This window comes from Ignavibacteriales bacterium, from assembly GCA_026390595.1.
Lineage (GTDB): Bacteria > Bacteroidota > Ignavibacteria > UBA10030 > UBA10030 > UBA9647.
In genome coordinates this window covers 167,266-184,480 of sequence record JAPLFQ010000021.1, presented here as the reverse complement: position 1 = coordinate 184,480, position 17,215 = coordinate 167,266, and the positions used below count along the sequence as shown (strand labels likewise).

The following is a 17,215-nucleotide window of genomic DNA, read 5'->3' as shown; positions in this document are numbered from 1 at the left end:
TATGGGCCTCCGAGTTTTCGCTATTGCCGCGCACGCGGACGACATCGAGTTCAACATGGCGGGCACCCTCATCCTGCTGAGGAGAGCGGGCTGTGAAGCCCACTACATGAACATAGCCAATGGTTCGTGCGGTTCAGCCGAGCACGACGCGGAAACCATTGCGGTCTTGCGGCTCCAGGAAGCGAAGAACGCGGCGGGCCGGATCGGGGCGGTGTTCCATCCGCCACTGGTTCCTGATATTGAAATCTTCTATGAAAAAGGGCTTCTGGCCAGAATAGGGTCCATCATGCGAATGGTGGCGCCAAACATCCTCCTTGTCCCTTCGCCCCAAGACTACATGGAAGATCATATGATTGCCTGTCGCCTTTCGGTCACCGCTGCGTTCTGCCGGGGCATGCGGAACTTCCCTGTGGATCCTCCCAGGGCACCGATTGAGGGTGAGGTCGCCGTGTATCATGCCCAACCACATGGCAATAGAGATCCCTTGAGCCATCTGGTCCGGCCCGATTTCTTCATCGATATCGGCTCCGCCATTGAGGAAAAATCCAGCATGCTTGCCGAGCACAAGAGTCAGAAGGAGTGGCTGGACCGTAGCCAGGGGATAGACGCCTATCTGAACACGATGAGGAACTTCGCCGGCGAGATGGGGACGTTGGCGACACGATGCGAGTTGGCGGAGGGTTGGCGCAGGCACAATCCACTCGGGTTGTGCGCTGACGACGCAGATCCTCTCTCGGATCTTCTTCGAGAGTATGTCCTGGAGCAGGTCGAACCAGACTCTTGATCGGGCGCGGACAATCCGCGGCGCTGAGTTTCATTTAATTGTCGGATCATTCTCATCAACGTTAGGTTCTGCAAACTCCTGGGTAATTTATGAAAGCTATCGTTTATCACAACTATGGTTCACCCGATGTTCTCAAATGTGAAGAGGTCGAAAAGCCGACGCCTGGGGACAATGAGGTTTTGATACAGGTTCGAGCGGCTTCCGTCAATCCACTTGACTGGCACTTTGTGAGAGGCATTCCGTACTTCCTTCGCATTATGGCCGGCGTGCGCAAACCAAAGAGCACACGACTCGGTGTCGATCTGGCCGGAAAGGTTGAGGCGGTTGGGAGGAACGTAACTCGGTTCAAACCAGGTGATGAGGTATTCGGCACGGGCCACGGAGCGTTCGCCGAGTATGCGTGTTCCACCGAAAATAAACTGGCGCTGAAACCGGCCCGGCTCACATTCGAGCAGGCTGCCGCCGTGCCTGTAGCGGCAATCACCGCTCTGCAGGGTCTTCGCGACAAAGGACAGATTCAGCCGGGGCAGAGGGTACTGATCAACGGCGCTGCTGGAGGCGTCGGGACGTTTGCTGTGCAGATCGCCAAATCCCTCGGAGTACACGTCACCGGTGTGTGCAGTACGAGGAACGTAGATTTGGTCAAATCGGTTGGCGCAGACCACGTCATCGATTACACCAAAGAAGACTTCGCACAAAAGGGGGAGCGTTACGATCTTATACTCGATAACGTGGGAAACCGTTCGTTTGATGATTGCAGGCGCGTCATGGTCGCCAAAGGTATACTTGTGTCGAACGGCGGAGGGTCGCTGAAAGAGAACGAGGGGAGCTGGCTCGGGCCGATAACTGGTTCGATCGCAGCGCTTGCCTTGTCACCGTTCATGAGTCAGAAGATGGTCACGATCCTGGCATCGATAACCAACACCGACTTGACTGCATTGAGAGAGCTCATGGATGCAGGGAAGGTAACACCGGTCATCGATAGGAGCTACAGGTTGATCGAGGTCCCCGATGCCATCCGGCACGTGGAGGAGGGACACGCCCGGGGAAAAGTGGTAATAACCATGGGACAGAGCAGCTAGACGTAACAACACCCCGCACATGACGGTCGTGCCCGGGCGATTCGAATACATGAACAGAGGAGCATCCTTCGTGGCAATTTTGCGTGATACCATACTTCCCTATTCCTCAATTATCCTCGATTGCTTCGATAGTCACACTCCTGTCCTCGAGTGTGCACGGCAACTGAAAGAAGCCGGGTTGCAGTTCAGTGACAAGATCGATTTGGCGAAAGAATCTGAATTTCTAGAAACCGTCAAGGAGATTGCGCTGGAGGCAGCATTGAAGGACAACAAAGACGTGAAGCCTTCTGAATTTGCTATCGACTTCCTCCTCATCATGAATGGGCGCATGGAACTCAATAGAAAAGCTTTTGGGGATCTGATCGTCGGTATTGATTCTGTGCTGAATCACGACGTAAAGGCCACGAGAGATGTCAAGGGCGGGTTAAGAACGGCTATTGTATACATCAAGAAATCCTATCCGTCAGTTTTGACGTGGCTTCCGCTGAAGTACCAGCAATTTGTAAGAACGTTCAGAGGAGTTTAGTCATCCATTCCTCGATGCAAAGACTTCCGTCCTGACATTCACAGGCAACTCAGCTTATAGTTTGGAGTGCCGCAGTTTATCTATCCGCCGAAGAGGTATCTCAGGCGGCCCATCCATTAGCTGCTCAAAGGAGTCAGTATGGTCGATCTCCAGCTCAAGCACGTGCCTATTATGAAGACCGGAATGCTCATCCGCAAGCCCGTCGCGGAGGTGTTTGAAGCGTTCATCGACCCCGACATCACGACGAAGTTTTGGTTCACGAAGAGCAGCGGCAGGCTCGAGGTCGGCAAGCAGGTTCAATGGGCCTGGGAAATGTACGACATCTCAATCGCAGTGACTGCGAAAGTCATAGAACAGAACAAGCGCATCGTTATCGGGTGGCCAGGTTACGGTGGTCTGACTACCGTGGAATGGACGTTTGCCCCCCAGAAGGATGGGACCACGTTTGTCAGTATCACGGAAGCGGGCTTCGCTGGCGATGGAGATGAACTTGTGAAGCGGGTGACCGACTCGACTCAAGGTTTCTCCTTGATGCTCGGTGGCCTCAAAGCGCTCCTTGAGCATAATGTCAGATTGAATCTTGTAGCGGATCGTTTTCCCAAGGGAGTCGTAGAACACTAGCTTCCACCAGGGCAGAATCAGAAGCAAGCACGTTCATCCTGAGCGCAGTGACGACGATTTCCTTTTTCCCTCCGGTGTCAAAACATTCTTGCCCGCGATGTTTTATCGCGGTCTTCCTGACGCTGACAAGTAACCGAGTGAATGGATCCCAAGATGACATGTGACGACAGCGAGTTCTTGGGCTCGCGAACCGATGATCCGCAGGATTGGTAGACCATTCCGGGCAATGATAGACCGCGTGTCGATGCTAATGTGAGGAACTCTTGCATACAGTCATTTCGCCCTACGTCCTTCTCCTCGTGATCGCTGCCGTGATTCTTCTCGCAGTTACCGAGGACCTCTTCTCTTTTTCTGCGGTTGTCATCGCCGTCCAAATTCTCGCAGTCGGCCTTGCCATTTGGGCGCGCCGCTCGTTTCCCACCGGTGCGTTTCGCGTCGACGCCACGCCCTCTGCTGACATGGTCATTCGCCGGGGTGCCTATCGCCTGATCCGGCATTCGATGCATTCTGCGGCACTGCTGTTGATTTGGGCGGCGGTTCTATCTCATCTCTCCTTGCGGACTGGGATCCTGGCCGTCGTTCTCACGGTTGTCATTGCGCTTCGTATCACCTTGGAAGAGCGCTTCCTGCTGGAACGTAACCTCGATTACGCGGCATATATGAAAGTGACCAAAGCGATTGTGCCTTATCTGATCTGACATCGGAGACCAGCTCGAGGCTTACCAGTTGCTCAAGCCTTCGTTGTAGCCCCGCGCGCCCCTGAGTTTCGTGTGTTGGATCCTAAATTTCAGCTTGCGATACAAACAGTTGTCAGGAATTTGCGAACCTCTTCCAACGCGCTGGAACGCGGCTCAGTTCCAGTTTGTTAGGTAGAAACACATCTTCCCGTGGGATATCAAGGAGCTATTCATCTCAAAACTTCGTGTGGAGAGCTTCTCAGTTTCAATAGATGGATTCGGCGCAGGGCCGAACCAGAATCTTGAGAACCCACTCGGTGCCGGTGGACGGAGATTGCACGAATGGGCATTCACAACCAGGACTTTTCAGCAAATGTTCGGAAAGGACGGTGACACAACCGGCACTGATGCGGACTTTGCCGCCCGTGGATTCCGAAACATTGGATCATGGATTCTGGGACGCAACATGTTCGGCCCGATCCGCGGACCCTGGCCAGATATGAATTGGAAAGGTTGGTGGGGTGACAATCCGCCGTATCATACCTCAGTCTTTGTTTTGACGAACCACCCACGCGAGTCCATCCCCATGGCCGGCGGTACCACGTTCCACTTTGTGACCGACGGCATTGTAAGCGCCTTGGAGCGCGCAAAAGATGCGGCAAATGGGTTGGATGTTCGGGTTGGCGGAGGCGTTGCGACAATCCGGCAATACCTGCGTGCCGGATTGATCGACGAGATGCACATTGCCATCGCGCCCATCCTGCTCGGTTCTGGAGAACAGCTATTCAATGATATCGATATGGTTTCGCTCGGCTACCACTGTTCTGAGCATGCACGTTCACCGAGAGCAACCCATGTAGTTCTCACGAAGAAAACGTAGGAATCGAAATCGCTCCTGAACCATTCGCTTCGCTGGACGGCCTTCGGCAGCCGTTGAGCTCAAACCTTAGCCCGCGTGAAAGGATCACCGCTATGGCGGAAAACAAAACCAAACCGACTAAAGGAAGTGTGACTGCTTTCTTGAGCAAAATCAAAGTCAAGCAAGTGCGGGACGATTGCTTCGTGATCCTCGAAATGATGCAGAAGGTCTCAAAATGTGAGCCCGTCATGTGGGGAAGCGCAATCGTCGGTTTCGGGACATATCACTATGTGTATGAGAGCGGGCGAGAAGGAGACATGATACTGATCGGCTTCTCGCCGAGAAAACAGAACATCAGCATCTATCTCATGGGTGGACTGAGCAAAGTTGAAGACGAACTCTTGAAACTCGGGAAACACAAGACCGGGGGAGGGTGCCTTTATATCAACTCGCTCAGCGATGTGAATGTAACGGTTCTCAAGAAAGTCTTTGCCAAGGCCTTTAAGGAAGCACAACGTAAAAAAGCACACACGGGCTAGCCAACCGCTCCCCGATAGGTCCTTTGGATTGCCGCGCTCGGCTCAGGACATCGTGGTAAACAGGCAAGCTGACACGGTAGCCGAAAACGCTAAGTACCGGGAGTTGTCTTGAAACGAACACGCAAACGCTTTTTCAGGAGAAACTGATAATGTCCAACCTCACCAATACGGTCCGCCTTCACCGCGTACTGCGCGCCTCGCCTGAACGTGTCTATCGGGCATTTCTCGATCCCGACGCGATGGCGAAGTGGATTCCGCCGCACGGGTTCACCGGCAAGGTTCATCACATGGATGCAACTGTCGGCGGAAGCTACAAAATGTCGTTCACGAACTTTGGTACAGGAAAGAGCCATTCGTTCGGCGGGATGTACGTGGAACTCAAACCGCATGAGCTGATACGGTACACGGACCAGTTCGATGACCCCAACCTGCCGGGCCAAATGCAGGTCACCATTTCGCTCCGCGGTGTCTCTTGCGGTACCGAACTTACGATGGTTCAGGAAGGTGTGCCATCAGCCATTCCGGTCGAATTGTGCTACCTTGGGTGGCAGGAATCGTTGTTCCTGCTGGCGCATCTCGTCGAACCGGAGATTCCAGACGGCGCGTGACGGTCACGGCGTGGCCGTTGCTGAACCCGAACGTTCAGCAGGTGGAACACCTTCACAACTAATCAGAGCGACCAGACAATGGCCCAATACGACATTCCTTTTCAGGTAATAGATTGGCTTGGGATTGAGCAGACCGGGCACAAGGGACAACGGGGCTCGGCGTTTTGGAAAACGCTCCAATACCCGGGTTTGAGGATCCGGATCGTGACCTACTCTGCCGGATACATCGCTGACCACTGGTGTCAGAAGGGGCATATAGTCCACTGTCTTGAAGGGGAACTCGTCACCGAGCACGAAAATGGCGAGAAGTACTTGTTGAAGGAAGGGATGACATATGTCGTATCGGATGATTTGAGTTCTCACCGTTCTGTTGCAGTGAAGGAAGTGAGGCTCTTGATCATCGATGGTGATTTCCTGATGCCGGAACAACATCGACCCACAGATGAAGGGTCGCAGTAGGCGAAAAAAGCGGAGGTCCACCGTGCACCGATTCCTCGTCTTCTTGACGCTCTTAGCCATCTTCTTGCAGCTGGGCTGTCATGAATCGACACAACCTTCACTTGAAGAAATCGCCGTACTCATCGAGTTAGAATCTGCTTTCAAGAACGATCTTGTCACGCTTACCCTCGATAACAAGATGCTCCTCGAATCACGAATCACGACGAACGATGTTCTGAGCCTCGCGTGGTCCAGTGGATTTCTCAAGCTCTCGAAGGAGAGCCACTCGTTGCACTTCGCGGTTGTCGAGTTTGGGGCTTACGTCGGTTACACTATTGACCTGTCCAACGACACCTCCACGGTCGCTATCGGGTTTGACAGATCGTCGAAACAGATTCACCTTCAGCAATTCAAGGGTAGGCTATTGCGCGACTAATACGAAGAACCAATCTATGGACACCTGGAAAATTGAAAGCAATCCTGCGAAGCAGACGGTGCTTACCTGGTCTATTGTCGCAGTTGGCCTGATCCTGACCTTCGGCTTTCGTGATTTCGACGCCTCGGGTTTCACCAACAGCCTGGCGGGATTTCTGCTTGGAATACTGCTGCTGGTCATCGGCGTGCCTGGCATATTGATGCTGGGGAAGCAGACGATAACTGTGGATCCCACCGTAAGTCAGATCATCGTTGAGGATTTGTCCCGTTTTGGAGCGAAAAAGCGGATAATCCAGTTCAGCGAAATTACGGACCTGTGTGTCAGCTCGTTGGGGAACCGATCAGATGGGTCCGTCAGTTATTATGTTACATTCAAACTGACCTCCGGAAAAGACTATCCGCTCTTCTTCCCCTCCTACTACGATGGAAGATGGGATGAATCTGTTGCAGAGAGCCGATGCCGTCGTCTCGAGGAATATTTACGAGGTCATTCAGGCCTTATCACGCACGCGCAGATGAGCGCAAACGAGGAGAACAAAACATGATCCGATTTCGAACGGGAGTGGCTGCGATCTTGCTTGTGGTGGGAATGTGTTCTGGCGTTCTGGGACAAGGGCGGCCGGATCCGGCGAAACTGATCGCGTCACAACAAGAAGCTATTGGCAAGCTCTCATACATGGACGGGGTCTGGAGAGGCACTGCATGGACTATCCTGCAGTCCGGCGAAAAACACACGATCACTCAGACTGAGCGGATCGGTCCGTTTCTCGACGGTTCGGTGAAGGTCATTGAGGGACGAGGGTACGACCCAGACGGCAAAGTGACGTTTAACGCGTTCGGCACGATTTCCTACAACCCTGCAAATCGTGCATACACGATGCACTCCTACGCGCAAGGCAATGTCGGTGATTTTGTCCTCACCCCGACGGCCGATGGCTACATTTGGGAGATCCCCGCGGGTCCAATGACGATACGTTACACGGCGGTCATCAAGGAAGGCGCATGGCAGGAAGTCGGCGACCGTATCATGCCTGGCAAGGATCCGATCCGATTCTTCGAGATGAACCTCAAGCGAGTGGGTGACACAACCTGGCCGGCTGCCGGGGCAATCCCTCCGAAGTAATCTGCAAACTGTGGGAAGCTCGCCACGCTCCTGAGCCCGCATTCCATTGCTCATCTGACCAAAGTCCACAGGCAAAGATCACTCCGTGAATGTCGCGAAGGGATCTAATCCAGGAAATAGGCAACAAGATGAATGGGAGAACCTGTTGATCCATAGACGCCTGAACATTATTGAACGGACCATTTCTGCAGTGTTGCTCGTCGCGGGCATGAGTGGGTGCAGCAACAGCACCGGCAGTGACGGCCCAATGGAAGTACGGCCGGTGACATGGGTCGACAGTGCATGGACGCAACCGGTTCCGGCATGGGGTTCACCCGTTCGATTGAACCTGCCGGTGCCGCTCGGAAGTATCGTGCTCGCACCGGGGGGCGGTTTCGGAGCATACGGTGCCCACGAAGGCGGCCATGTGGAAGGCTTGAACCACATCTGGATCCCGATTATCGCTGGTACGCCGATCACGAGCTGGGCGGATGGTACGGTCACCCGCATCGACGACACGGGGGATCGCGGCGATGGCAAACATGAATACTTCATCACGATCGACTACGGTCAGGGCCTTGTCGGCAAACACCTCGATGTCGAGGTCATGCTGGTCAAGTTGGGGGACAAGGTCAGGCAAGGCGACCGTGTCGCGACCGGGCCAAGCGCCGAGTTCATGCTGTATGATCAGAACCGGAGCGACGGAGAACGATCAGACGTCGGGTCGATGGTATCTCCTTTCGACTACCTCAGGGACGACGTCAAGGCCGCGGTGATCGCCCGCCATATCTCCAACGTCGTCGATCCCTACTTCAAGGCTGGCAAAGCGATGGGGAATAGCCGGCCCTGGGAGCCGTACCTGACCAACAAGATGCTGTATCACAAAGACCATCCCGGCAGTGTTGCCGGCGAGTGGATCTTGTCGAACAAGGGCTGGAACGTCCCGGATCCTTTATATTACGATGTCATGGCGATCTTTGACGTGACGAATCAGTACGGCCAATTTCACAAGTTTGAGGTGATGGACTATGATTGGTCCAAGCCGGGCAACAAGAAAAATGGCACCGGTTCGTGGACCCCAGGCGATGGACCGGGTAAGATCATCTTTGCACTCACCGGCAACGTTCAGCTCGACGGGACGTACTACGGCCTCTACAAGATCGATGAAGCCGGAGGCCGCGCGAAAATGAGCATCGAATGGAAGAAAGGGAGCTATCCGGATGTTATCTCTTCCAATGCAGCCGTATACACCGAACGTTCGGCGACCTACCTGTCGGACGATGCGCAGAAGCTCGGCATCTTGAAGTAGCTCGTCGCAGATTGGGTTTGCGAGATACAGGACAAGCTCGATGCTCAACCTCATCAAATCTCTCCACACCCTTATCTGGCTCGTCATGGCGATGTCGGTATTCTACATCGGATACTGCGTCGTTATGATGAATTTCGATTCTCTCTTCTACGTCGCCGTAATTCTCATCAGTCTGGAAATCGTCATCATCGTGGCAAATTCATGGCAATGCCCGCTGACAGGAATAGCCCGGCGTCACACTGATGAGACTTCTCCGAACTTCGACATTTACCTCCCTAAAATCATCGCTCAGTACAACAAATAAATCTTCAGCGTCATCCTCGCTATTATACTCGGCCTCTACCTGACGAAGATTCTGAGCTAAACGCTGTGAGGCTCGCATGGGGGAGAGGGACCTCAGGAAACTAAACCTTCGAAAAGGACGTTTACATAATGGGCTCAAGCGGCCTGTGCGCCGTGTGGCTATTACCGTTGGAGGAATAATGTCTATCAGACCAATCAAGCGAATTATTGAAGCTCAACCGACGATCGAAGGCGCCGGTGTGCACCTGCGCCGTGCATTTGGATTCGGCAACACGAAAGATTTCGACCCGTTCCTTCTGTTCGATGATTTTCGTAACGAAAGCCCGGAAGATTACCTCGCTGGTTTCCCATGGCACCCGCATCGGGGGATCGAGACGATAACCTACGTGCTCGCGGGCACGGTGGACCACGGAGACAGCCTTGGAAACAAGGGCACCTTGGGATCAGGCGATGTTCAATGGATGACTGCCGGGAGTGGAATTCTTCACCAGGAGATGCCGAAGGGAGATCCGAGCGGGAGGATGCACGGATTCCAGCTTTGGGCAAACCTGCCGCGGTCTCTCAAGATGACAGATCCACGCTATCAGGATGTCCCATCATCCGAAATACCGGAAGTCGGAGATGATGACGGCACTGTGGTGCGTGTTGTGTGCGGGGAGTTCTGGGGAAAGAAAGGTCCGGTAGCGGGCATCGCGGCTGATCCGCGGTACCTTGATGTCTGGGTGCCGCCGGGTCGACGGAAGACACTTCCCGTTGAGACAACACGACATGCATTTGCCTACATCTTTGAAGGGGACGGGACATTCCGCGACGCCTCAGCCCCGGGGGCAGTTATGACAGAACAGGTCGGTGCCGGCGGTGCGACTGTGCCTGACAAAACCGGAAACCGATCCATGGTTCTTTTCGACCGAGGGGACGAAGTGACTGTGCATGCGGGAGAGAAAGGGATTCGATTTCTGCTCGTGTCGGGCAAACCAATCGATGAGCCTGTTGCATGGTACGGCCCGATCGTCATGAACACGGAAGAAGAACTCCGGCAGGCATTTGTCGAGTTGCAGAATGGAACGTTTATCAAGCATAGATAAGGCTGTAGGTGGAACTACGGGTGCGCCACTCCATCAATCTTGCACGTGACCCGTCGCGCGCAAGGAACAGTGACGCTGTAACTTCAACGCAGGGATTATGTCCGTTACGTTTTCATTCGATCGACCGGACAGCGAAATAGCTTTGGCGCTGATACAAGAATTGGATGCCGATCTGGGTTCCCGGTATCCCGGGCAATGGATTCATGGTCTGCATCCGGAAGATGTCAGAGAATCCAAGCTCATATTTGTTGTCATGTACCACGAGGGCGAACCGGTTGGGTGCGGGGCGCTCCGTCCGCTTGATTCTGAGATGACTGAAGTAAAACGCATGTATGTGAGGCGAGAATTCCGCGGGCGGGGTTACGCCCGGAAGCTGTTAGAGTTTCTTGAAAAGACAGCTCAAACCTCAGGATATAGAGTGATCCGGCTCGAAACTGGCACCGAACAGCCTGAGTCAATCGGACTTTATGTATCGTCTGGTTACCTGCAAATTCCCGCTTACGGAGAGTATGTGGGCAATCCGTTCAGTCTGTGCTACGAGAAGAAGTTGTGAGGGGAATGAAGAACGGAAACCGCAAACCGTAAACCGTGAACCGAAAACCCCTATGACCAAAGGCCGCACGGAAGCGTTCAGTGATGGTGTCATCGCCGTCATCATCACCATCATGGTTCTGGAACTTCGGCCGCCGACAGGGACGGACCTCGCTTCGCTCACTCCCTTGTTGCCGGTCTTCCTCAGCTATGCTCTCAGTTTTGTCTTCCTCGGAATCTACTGGAGCAACCATCATCACCTGCTTCAGGCGATAAAACATGTTGATGGTCGTGTGCTTTGGGCAAACCTCCATTTGCTCTTCTGGCTGTCGCTCACACCGTTCGTCACGACATGGATGGGGGAAAACCATTTTGCTCCGTGGCCAGTCGCCTTAACGGGTTTGTCCTGCTCTTTTCTGCTATTGCCTACTTTATACTGACGAAGGTTCTCATTGCAGCCCATGGTGAAGACTCTCTGCTTGCAGCTGCGCTTGGAGGCGACTTCAAGGGGCAGATATCGTTGGTTATCTACGGAGTTGCCATCATGCTCTCTTTTGTGGCCCCTTGGGCGTCATGTGCACTCTATGTTCTCGTTGCGATCATGTGGCTTGTTCCCGATCGACGAATTGAAAAAACCATCATGAACTGACAGGGCCGATTGCTGGTGTGCAGCTTGACGGTTTTGGTTTCACCAACGACGTATCGCTCTTGCTTTTGGCTCTGTGGGGCACTTATGACGGAGGAAACATGCTAAAATCCATGCCAATCGTCGCGTTCGTGGCGACGACGATGCCGGCCCGTGCAAAGGAATTCTACGCCAATGTGCTGGAGCTTTCGCTCCTCAGCGAGGATGGATTTGCGCTAATGTTCAATGCAGGGGGTACGAAACTCCGCGTCGCCATTGTCAGGGAACTTCAGCCCGCGGGTTATACTGTTCTTGGATGGATTGTGCCGGATATTCGCCGATCCATTCAGGAACTTGCTAGCCGGGGTGTCAAGTTCAACCGCTATGAGGGATTCGAACAGGATGAGTTCGGTATCTGGACGTCACCGTCTGGTGCTCGCGTTGCCTGGTTCAGCGACCCCGATGGCAACACGCTGTCATTGGCAGAGTTCGAACCGTCAGCAAGCGCTGGAATTCGGAAAACGTGAAGTCGTGAAAGCCGTGCTGAGGTGTATGTCAATTGCGCAGTTTGATTTGCAGGCACTCATTTGAGCGGTATCGACAGGAGCGGGTGCTGCACGTCACCACGATCGGACGAGCTATTCTCTAACGGATGCAACAATTCGTGGAAAATGTTTTCGTAGAAACTGATTCTCGCAGGATATCTCCCTCCTCAGACACCTCAACCTTCCACAAGTGATTGCTGTCACCATTCTTTTCCTCAGCCACCCCCATTTTTGTAGTGAAGTGTCATTGAGGGGCGGCAGCGAACTACTGCATCGTAGCAATGGAGGGGGTATGCTGGCAGAGTGGAACAAGCCCGGAATCCGAGAAGGATATCTCACGAAACGATGGTTCGGGGATTCCTTTTTCGATCTGTTCGTTTGGGTTGAGGAATCGAAAACGATTGTGAGTTTCCAGCTATGCTACGGGAAACCGCGCGATGAACATGCGCTTACGTGGATGTACCCATCCATCTACTATCATCAACGCGTGGATGATGGTGAGAACAGACCCGGGAAGAGCAAGTCGACCCCCGTGCTCCTGCCCGACGGCATGTTCGACGTCCGCTCTATCGACCGGCGCTTCCTTGATGAAAGCAAAGAGATCGATCCGTTCATATCCGAATTCATTCATCAAAAGATCCTCGACTTCAGCAAAACATCCGTGGCTGCTTAGCCCGCCTTCCGGTGGTCCCAAATAGCGTCACCATGCCGGGTTCGACCATTACGTGGTGGAAGAATTCTTCCATGATTTGTCGTACAATGGTGATGAAGCCACAGGCCCGGGTCAAAACAAGTTATCCGAACTCACATGACAGAAAACCGAAACAGGATAATAGAATTCCTTGGTCTGAAGAAAGACCTCGTCGGATTGCTCAGCATGGTAGTGCTGGTGGGGCTCGGGGAACACATGGCCGAGCGGTTTCTGCCCCTCTACCTTGTTGCACTGGGAGGCGGAGCCTTCTCGGTCGGATTGTTGAATGGTCTGGACAACCTTCTGGGTGCGTTATATTCCTATCCCGGGGGGTATGCGAGTGATCGGCTGGGATACAAGAGAGCACTGATGCTGTTTAATGTGATTGCCATGGCCGGGTACGCCATCGTGATCATATTCCCCTCGTGGCAGGCCGTCATCGCCGGTGCGGTCCTGTTTGTGTCGTGGACAGCGATCTCGTTGCCGGCAACGATGGACCTGGTGGCAACTGTTCTGCCGAAGAGCAAGCGGACAATGGGAGTATCGCTTCATTCGATGGTGCGCCGCATCCCGATGGCGTTAGGGCCGATCATTGGCGGCGTGCTCATAGGGGCGTTCGGTGAAACGCTGGGCGTGCGCATCGCGCTGTCCGTCGCGTTCGTCCTCGCCGGAGTCTCGCTCGTGCTTCAGCAGGTGATGATTGGGGAGGAGAGGAAGGATGCAGGCGAGAAAAAAATATCTCTGACGAACGGATTACATTTGTTAAGCCCGACGCTGCGAAAGCTCCTCGTGTCGGATATCCTCATCAGATTCTGTGAGCAGATCCCATATGCCTTTGTGGTCATCTGGTGCGTCAGCCTCAACAAGATCACTCCACTGCAATTCGGTCTGCTGACGACAATTGAAATGGCGACCGCAATGCTCGTCTATGTTCCTGTCGCCTACCTGGCTGACAAAACCACAAAGAAGCCTTTTGTGGTCATCACGTTCATGTTCTTCACATTGTTCCCCCTTGTGCTGCTGGTCGCCCATTCATTCTGGATCATGATTCTTGCGTTCGTGATCCGGGGACTCAAGGAATTTGGCGAGCCAACCCGGAAGGCGCTGATCATGGACCTGGCTCCTGAGGGAAGGAAGGCGGCAACGTTCGGTCTATACTACCTTATTCGCGATACCATTGTGTCCCTCGCTGCCTTTGGAGGGGCGATACTGTGGGATGCGTCGACGATGCAACTCGTGGTTGATACCTTCGGAGTCGGACGCTCTCTCTTGCCTTTCTTCAACTCAATTGCATCCCCGTCACTGAATCTCTTCGTTGCGTTCGGGTTCGGTGTGGCAGGCACGATCTATTTCGCGCTCTTTGGAAGGGATATGGGTCGTATGGCTGGTTCGGTCGTTGACAAGTAGTCTGCGTTCTGAAGCGGCAATCGATTCAGGCGGGACGCCGGAAAGCGAACCGCCCCCGGCCGATTGCGGCCCGGGGGCGGTCGATCTTCGTATTGAGGCTCCAAGTTGATAACTGCTACTTCCAGTCCGCCTCGAACTTGTACGTGCCCGACCCGATTTCAAAAACCGCGCAGCCAGCTTCCTCTCTCAGAAACTTGACCTCCGACACTTTGGTGCTCCCGGTCTCACGGACGGATTTCGGGTTCGAAGTCGGGACGTAGACAATTGATGTCGCGTTAGCAGGAATGACAACATCCAGGTTGATCTTTCGTGCGGTGAGCTTCCATCCGCTCCTGATGAGTCCATAGATCGACACGTATTCCGCGTTGGCGAATTTCAGCCCACGGTTCGGCCGAGGATGTATGATCATCTTCTTGTATGCCACAGCGTCGGGATGGAGGTCGATTCCAGCGACGTACCTGAAGAGCCACTCGCCGACGGACCCCATCGAATAATGGTTGAACGAGTTCATGCCTGCATCCTGAAATCCCTTCTCCTTTGTCCATCCGTCCCATCGTTCCCAAATTGTCGTCGCCCCGTTCAGGATTGGATATCCCCACGAGGGGAACGTCTTGTTGAAAAGGAGCCGATACGCCAGGTCAAGGTGTCCGTTGTCTGAGAGCACCGGATTCAGGTACTTCACGCCGATGAAACCCGTGGAAAGGTGGCCGTTTTTCTTCTTGATATCGTCGACGAGCAACTGCACAGCGCGTTCGCGAAGATTGTCGGGGATGAGATCGAAAGCAAGGCTGAGCACGTAACCCGTCTGGGTCTCCCCAAAAACATTCCCCTCCGCTCCGATGTACTTCTTCTGAAACGCTCCCTTGATGACGTTGAAAAGCTCGAGATGCTTCCGCTGGTCATCGGATCGTCCGATTGCGCCCGCCATGTCTGACATAAGCTTTGCGTCGTACGCCCAGAACGCTGTCGCCAGAAGATCTTTGGGCGTCTCAGCATCGATCGAGAGCCAGTCCCCGTAGTCGTTGTTGCGGAGCGTGTTCCTGATGTGATCGGCGTTCGAATCCGCCAGGTACTTCATCCAGCGGTTCATGGCCTCGTAATGTCCTTCGATGATGCGCGTGTCTCCGTAGCATCGATACATGTACCAGGGAACGATGACACCGGCATCTCCCCATCCAGGTGCGCCGTCTGTGCCGTTCCCCTGGATGTACGGTGAAGTGTCCTTGAATGCTCCCTGCGGCGACTGTGCATCTTCCACGTCATTCATCCACTTTGTCATGAAGGAGGCCACGTCCATGTTGAATGACGCAGTCCGTACGAAGATTTGGGCGTCTCCCATCCAGCCGAGTCTTTCGTCGCGTTGCGGGCAATCGGTCGGAATGCTGATGAAGTTGCCGCGTTGGCTCCAGAGGATATTACTTTGAAGCTGGTTGATGATTGGATCTGAACATGTGAAGCTTCCCGCCGTCGGAAGATCGGTGTTGATCGCGCAGCCGCGCAGCGCGCTGATTGACGGCTTGCCCGGGTATCCGGTCACTTCCACGTAGCGGAAACCATGAAAGGTGAAATGTGGTTCGAAGACTTCCTCCCGTCCTCCCTTGAGAACATAGACATCCGTTGCCTTAGCCCTTCGAAGGTTTTCAGTATAGATCGTTCCGTCGGGATTGAGAACTTCGGCATGCCGGAGTGTTACTTCCGTGCCGGCGGGTCCTTTGACTTTGAGGAGACAATACCCTGCGATGTTCTGACCCAGATCGAATACGAACGTTCCCTTTTTCGGCTGGGTTACTTTCTTGGGTTTGAGGATGTGAGCGATGCGTACCGGCTCGGTGGTCAGTGCAACCAACGGTGCAGAAGGTGCGGGCAGGACCAGGACGTTTTGCCATTGGTTGTCCTTGAAGCCTGAGCTGTTCCATCCCTCCGGTTCGTTCCGTGCGTCGTACCGTTCCCCCATCAGCAAGTCGGAGTAGGCGAGGGGCCCATACGTGCCCTTCCAGCTGGCGTCGGTACAAACAATCTGATCTGTGCCGTCAGCATACTCGATGTGAAGCTGGAGGAGAGCGCTGGTCTGCTTCCCGTAGTTGTTGGGAATTTTGCTGAAGCCGACGAATCCCCTGAACCAACCATCACCGATGATCATCCCGATGCAGTTCGTCCCCTCCTTGACCTGGTTCGTCACATCGTAGGTGAGGTACTGAATCCGTTTGCTGTAGTCAGTCCATTCGGGTGATAACGTCTCGTTTCCAATGCGCCTCCCGTTCAAGCTCGCAATGAACAGCCCGCGAGCTGTAACGTACAGCTGGGCTTGCCGGACTGCCCTGGTAACGCCAAACTCTTTTCTCACATAAGGAGCGGGACGCAGCTCGAGAGACGTATCCGCCGGGAGGCCAATCCATTGCGCTTTCCAATCCGTTTTGGAAAGGAGCCCCATTTTCCACATCGCCGCTCTGGAGTATGCCGATGCATTGCCGTGGTTGTCCCAGATTCGCACTTTCCAGTAGCATATCGTCCGGGACGCCAGAGCTTTTCCACTATACATGACGTGAATGGATCGGTCGCTGGCGACCTTTCCGGTTTGCCAGAGATCCCCCGTCTCCTTGTCGAGCAGTTCCTTGCTGCTGGAGACAAGAACTTCGTACGCCGTCTGTGCTACTCCCCGATCTCTGGATTCAATGGTCCAGCTCAGTCGCGGATTTGCGACATCTACACTCAGAGGATCTGTCAGGAATTCACACTTGAGTGAGGTAAGTTTGAGCTGCGCTCTGGAGGGAGTTTGAAGTATCGCCGTGCTCATAAGGATCACCAACGTGATGGTTGCGGTTTTCATGAGAGGACCTCGTATCATAGGCAATTCTGACGTGGTCTAGCTCCCTGCCGTGGGAGGTTAGGATATACGTGGAGGGACTTGCGACCGCGATGTCGGGACATTATAGTGAAAGAAGATCTGAATGACAATCCTCTCATTCCCCGTCACCTTCTGGCGAAGGGGTCAGTGCCTATTGTTCGAAACGGCCTCGTTTCATTTTCAGGAACCCTCACCGGCAGAGC

General features: G+C 54.0%; 21 protein-coding genes. 20 read left to right on the top strand and 1 reads right to left on the bottom strand.

The features are described from left to right. Position 1: 1 nt before the first annotated feature. The 20 genes from NTU47_10875 (at position 2) to NTU47_10780 (ending at position 14,167) form a co-directional block, all read left to right on the top strand. Positions 2–784, top strand: a complete 783-nt coding sequence (locus NTU47_10875) for a PIG-L family deacetylase (protein MCX6134304.1) — start codon at positions 2–4, stop codon at positions 782–784. A gap of 89 nt (positions 785–873) precedes the next feature. Beyond that, positions 874–1,866 (top strand): NAD(P)-dependent alcohol dehydrogenase, encoded by a 993-nt coding sequence (locus tag NTU47_10870; GenBank protein ID MCX6134303.1) that lies wholly within the window; start codon positions 874–876, stop codon positions 1,864–1,866. Between the two features lie 70 nt (positions 1,867–1,936). Beyond that, positions 1,937–2,392: a hypothetical protein gene (locus tag NTU47_10865; protein MCX6134302.1), complete on the top strand. Its 456-nt coding sequence runs from the start codon at positions 1,937–1,939 to the stop codon at positions 2,390–2,392. A gap of 138 nt (positions 2,393–2,530) precedes the next feature. Next, entirely contained in the window at positions 2,531–3,013 is a 483-nt protein-coding gene (locus NTU47_10860) for an SRPBCC family protein (GenBank protein MCX6134301.1), read from the top strand. Positions 3,014–3,276: 263 nt separating this feature from the next. Next, complete coding sequence (locus NTU47_10855) at positions 3,277–3,711, top strand: hypothetical protein (protein MCX6134300.1); 435 nt, start codon at positions 3,277–3,279, stop codon at positions 3,709–3,711. A 226-nt stretch (positions 3,712–3,937) separates the two neighbouring features. Beyond that, entirely contained in the window at positions 3,938–4,570 is a 633-nt protein-coding gene (locus NTU47_10850; GenBank protein ID MCX6134299.1) for a dihydrofolate reductase family protein, read from the top strand. Between the two features lie 92 nt (positions 4,571–4,662). Next, positions 4,663–5,088 carry a DUF1801 domain-containing protein gene (locus tag NTU47_10845; protein MCX6134298.1) on the top strand — a complete coding sequence of 142 codons (426 nt, stop codon included), beginning with the start codon at positions 4,663–4,665 and terminating at the stop codon, positions 5,086–5,088. A 149-nt stretch (positions 5,089–5,237) separates the two neighbouring features. Continuing rightward, entirely contained in the window at positions 5,238–5,696 is a 459-nt protein-coding gene (locus NTU47_10840; GenBank protein ID MCX6134297.1) for an SRPBCC family protein, read from the top strand. Between the two features lie 78 nt (positions 5,697–5,774). Then, entirely contained in the window at positions 5,775–6,155 is a 381-nt protein-coding gene (locus NTU47_10835; GenBank protein ID MCX6134296.1) for a DHCW motif cupin fold protein, read from the top strand. A gap of 22 nt (positions 6,156–6,177) precedes the next feature. Next, the gene (locus tag NTU47_10830) at positions 6,178–6,570 is read left to right on the top strand and encodes a hypothetical protein (protein ID MCX6134295.1); all 393 of its coding nucleotides are present in this window, start codon (positions 6,178–6,180) and stop codon (positions 6,568–6,570) included. Positions 6,571–6,586: 16 nt separating this feature from the next. Next, complete coding sequence (locus NTU47_10825; GenBank protein MCX6134294.1) at positions 6,587–7,114, top strand: hypothetical protein; 528 nt, start codon at positions 6,587–6,589, stop codon at positions 7,112–7,114. Continuing rightward, positions 7,111–7,692, top strand: coding sequence for a hypothetical protein (locus NTU47_10820; protein ID MCX6134293.1), 582 nt, complete (start codon positions 7,111–7,113; stop codon positions 7,690–7,692). Before NTU47_10825 ends, NTU47_10820 begins: the two co-directional genes overlap by 4 nt. 145 nt (positions 7,693–7,837) lie before the next feature. Next, positions 7,838–8,980, top strand: coding sequence for a hypothetical protein (locus tag NTU47_10815; protein ID MCX6134292.1), 1,143 nt, complete (start codon positions 7,838–7,840; stop codon positions 8,978–8,980). 40 nt (positions 8,981–9,020) lie between these two features. Next, positions 9,021–9,284, top strand: coding sequence for a hypothetical protein (locus NTU47_10810; protein ID MCX6134291.1), 264 nt, complete (start codon positions 9,021–9,023; stop codon positions 9,282–9,284). 178 nt (positions 9,285–9,462) lie between these two features. After that, positions 9,463–10,368: a pirin family protein gene (locus NTU47_10805; protein ID MCX6134290.1), complete on the top strand. Its 906-nt coding sequence runs from the start codon at positions 9,463–9,465 to the stop codon at positions 10,366–10,368. Between the two features lie 97 nt (positions 10,369–10,465). Beyond that, positions 10,466–10,921, top strand: coding sequence for a GNAT family N-acetyltransferase (locus NTU47_10800; GenBank protein MCX6134289.1), 456 nt, complete (start codon positions 10,466–10,468; stop codon positions 10,919–10,921). Positions 10,922–10,973: 52 nt separating this feature from the next. Continuing rightward, positions 10,974–11,339 carry a TMEM175 family protein gene (locus NTU47_10795; GenBank protein ID MCX6134288.1) on the top strand — a complete coding sequence of 122 codons (366 nt, stop codon included), beginning with the start codon at positions 10,974–10,976 and terminating at the stop codon, positions 11,337–11,339. Positions 11,340–11,646: 307 nt separating this feature from the next. After that, positions 11,647–12,051 (top strand): VOC family protein, encoded by a 405-nt coding sequence (locus tag NTU47_10790; GenBank protein ID MCX6134287.1) that lies wholly within the window; start codon positions 11,647–11,649, stop codon positions 12,049–12,051. 310 nt (positions 12,052–12,361) lie between these two features. Further along, positions 12,362–12,742: a hypothetical protein gene (locus NTU47_10785; protein ID MCX6134286.1), complete on the top strand. Its 381-nt coding sequence runs from the start codon at positions 12,362–12,364 to the stop codon at positions 12,740–12,742. A 135-nt stretch (positions 12,743–12,877) separates the two neighbouring features. Then, the gene (locus NTU47_10780; protein ID MCX6134285.1) at positions 12,878–14,167 is read left to right on the top strand and encodes an MFS transporter; all 1,290 of its coding nucleotides are present in this window, start codon (positions 12,878–12,880) and stop codon (positions 14,165–14,167) included. A 115-nt stretch (positions 14,168–14,282) separates the two neighbouring features. On the opposite strand, the gene NTU47_10775 is transcribed toward NTU47_10780, so the two are convergent. Next, positions 14,283–16,994 carry a family 78 glycoside hydrolase catalytic domain gene (locus NTU47_10775; protein MCX6134284.1) on the bottom strand — a complete coding sequence of 904 codons (2,712 nt, stop codon included), beginning with the start codon at positions 16,992–16,994 and terminating at the stop codon, positions 14,283–14,285. Between the last annotated feature and the right edge of the window lie 221 nt (positions 16,995–17,215).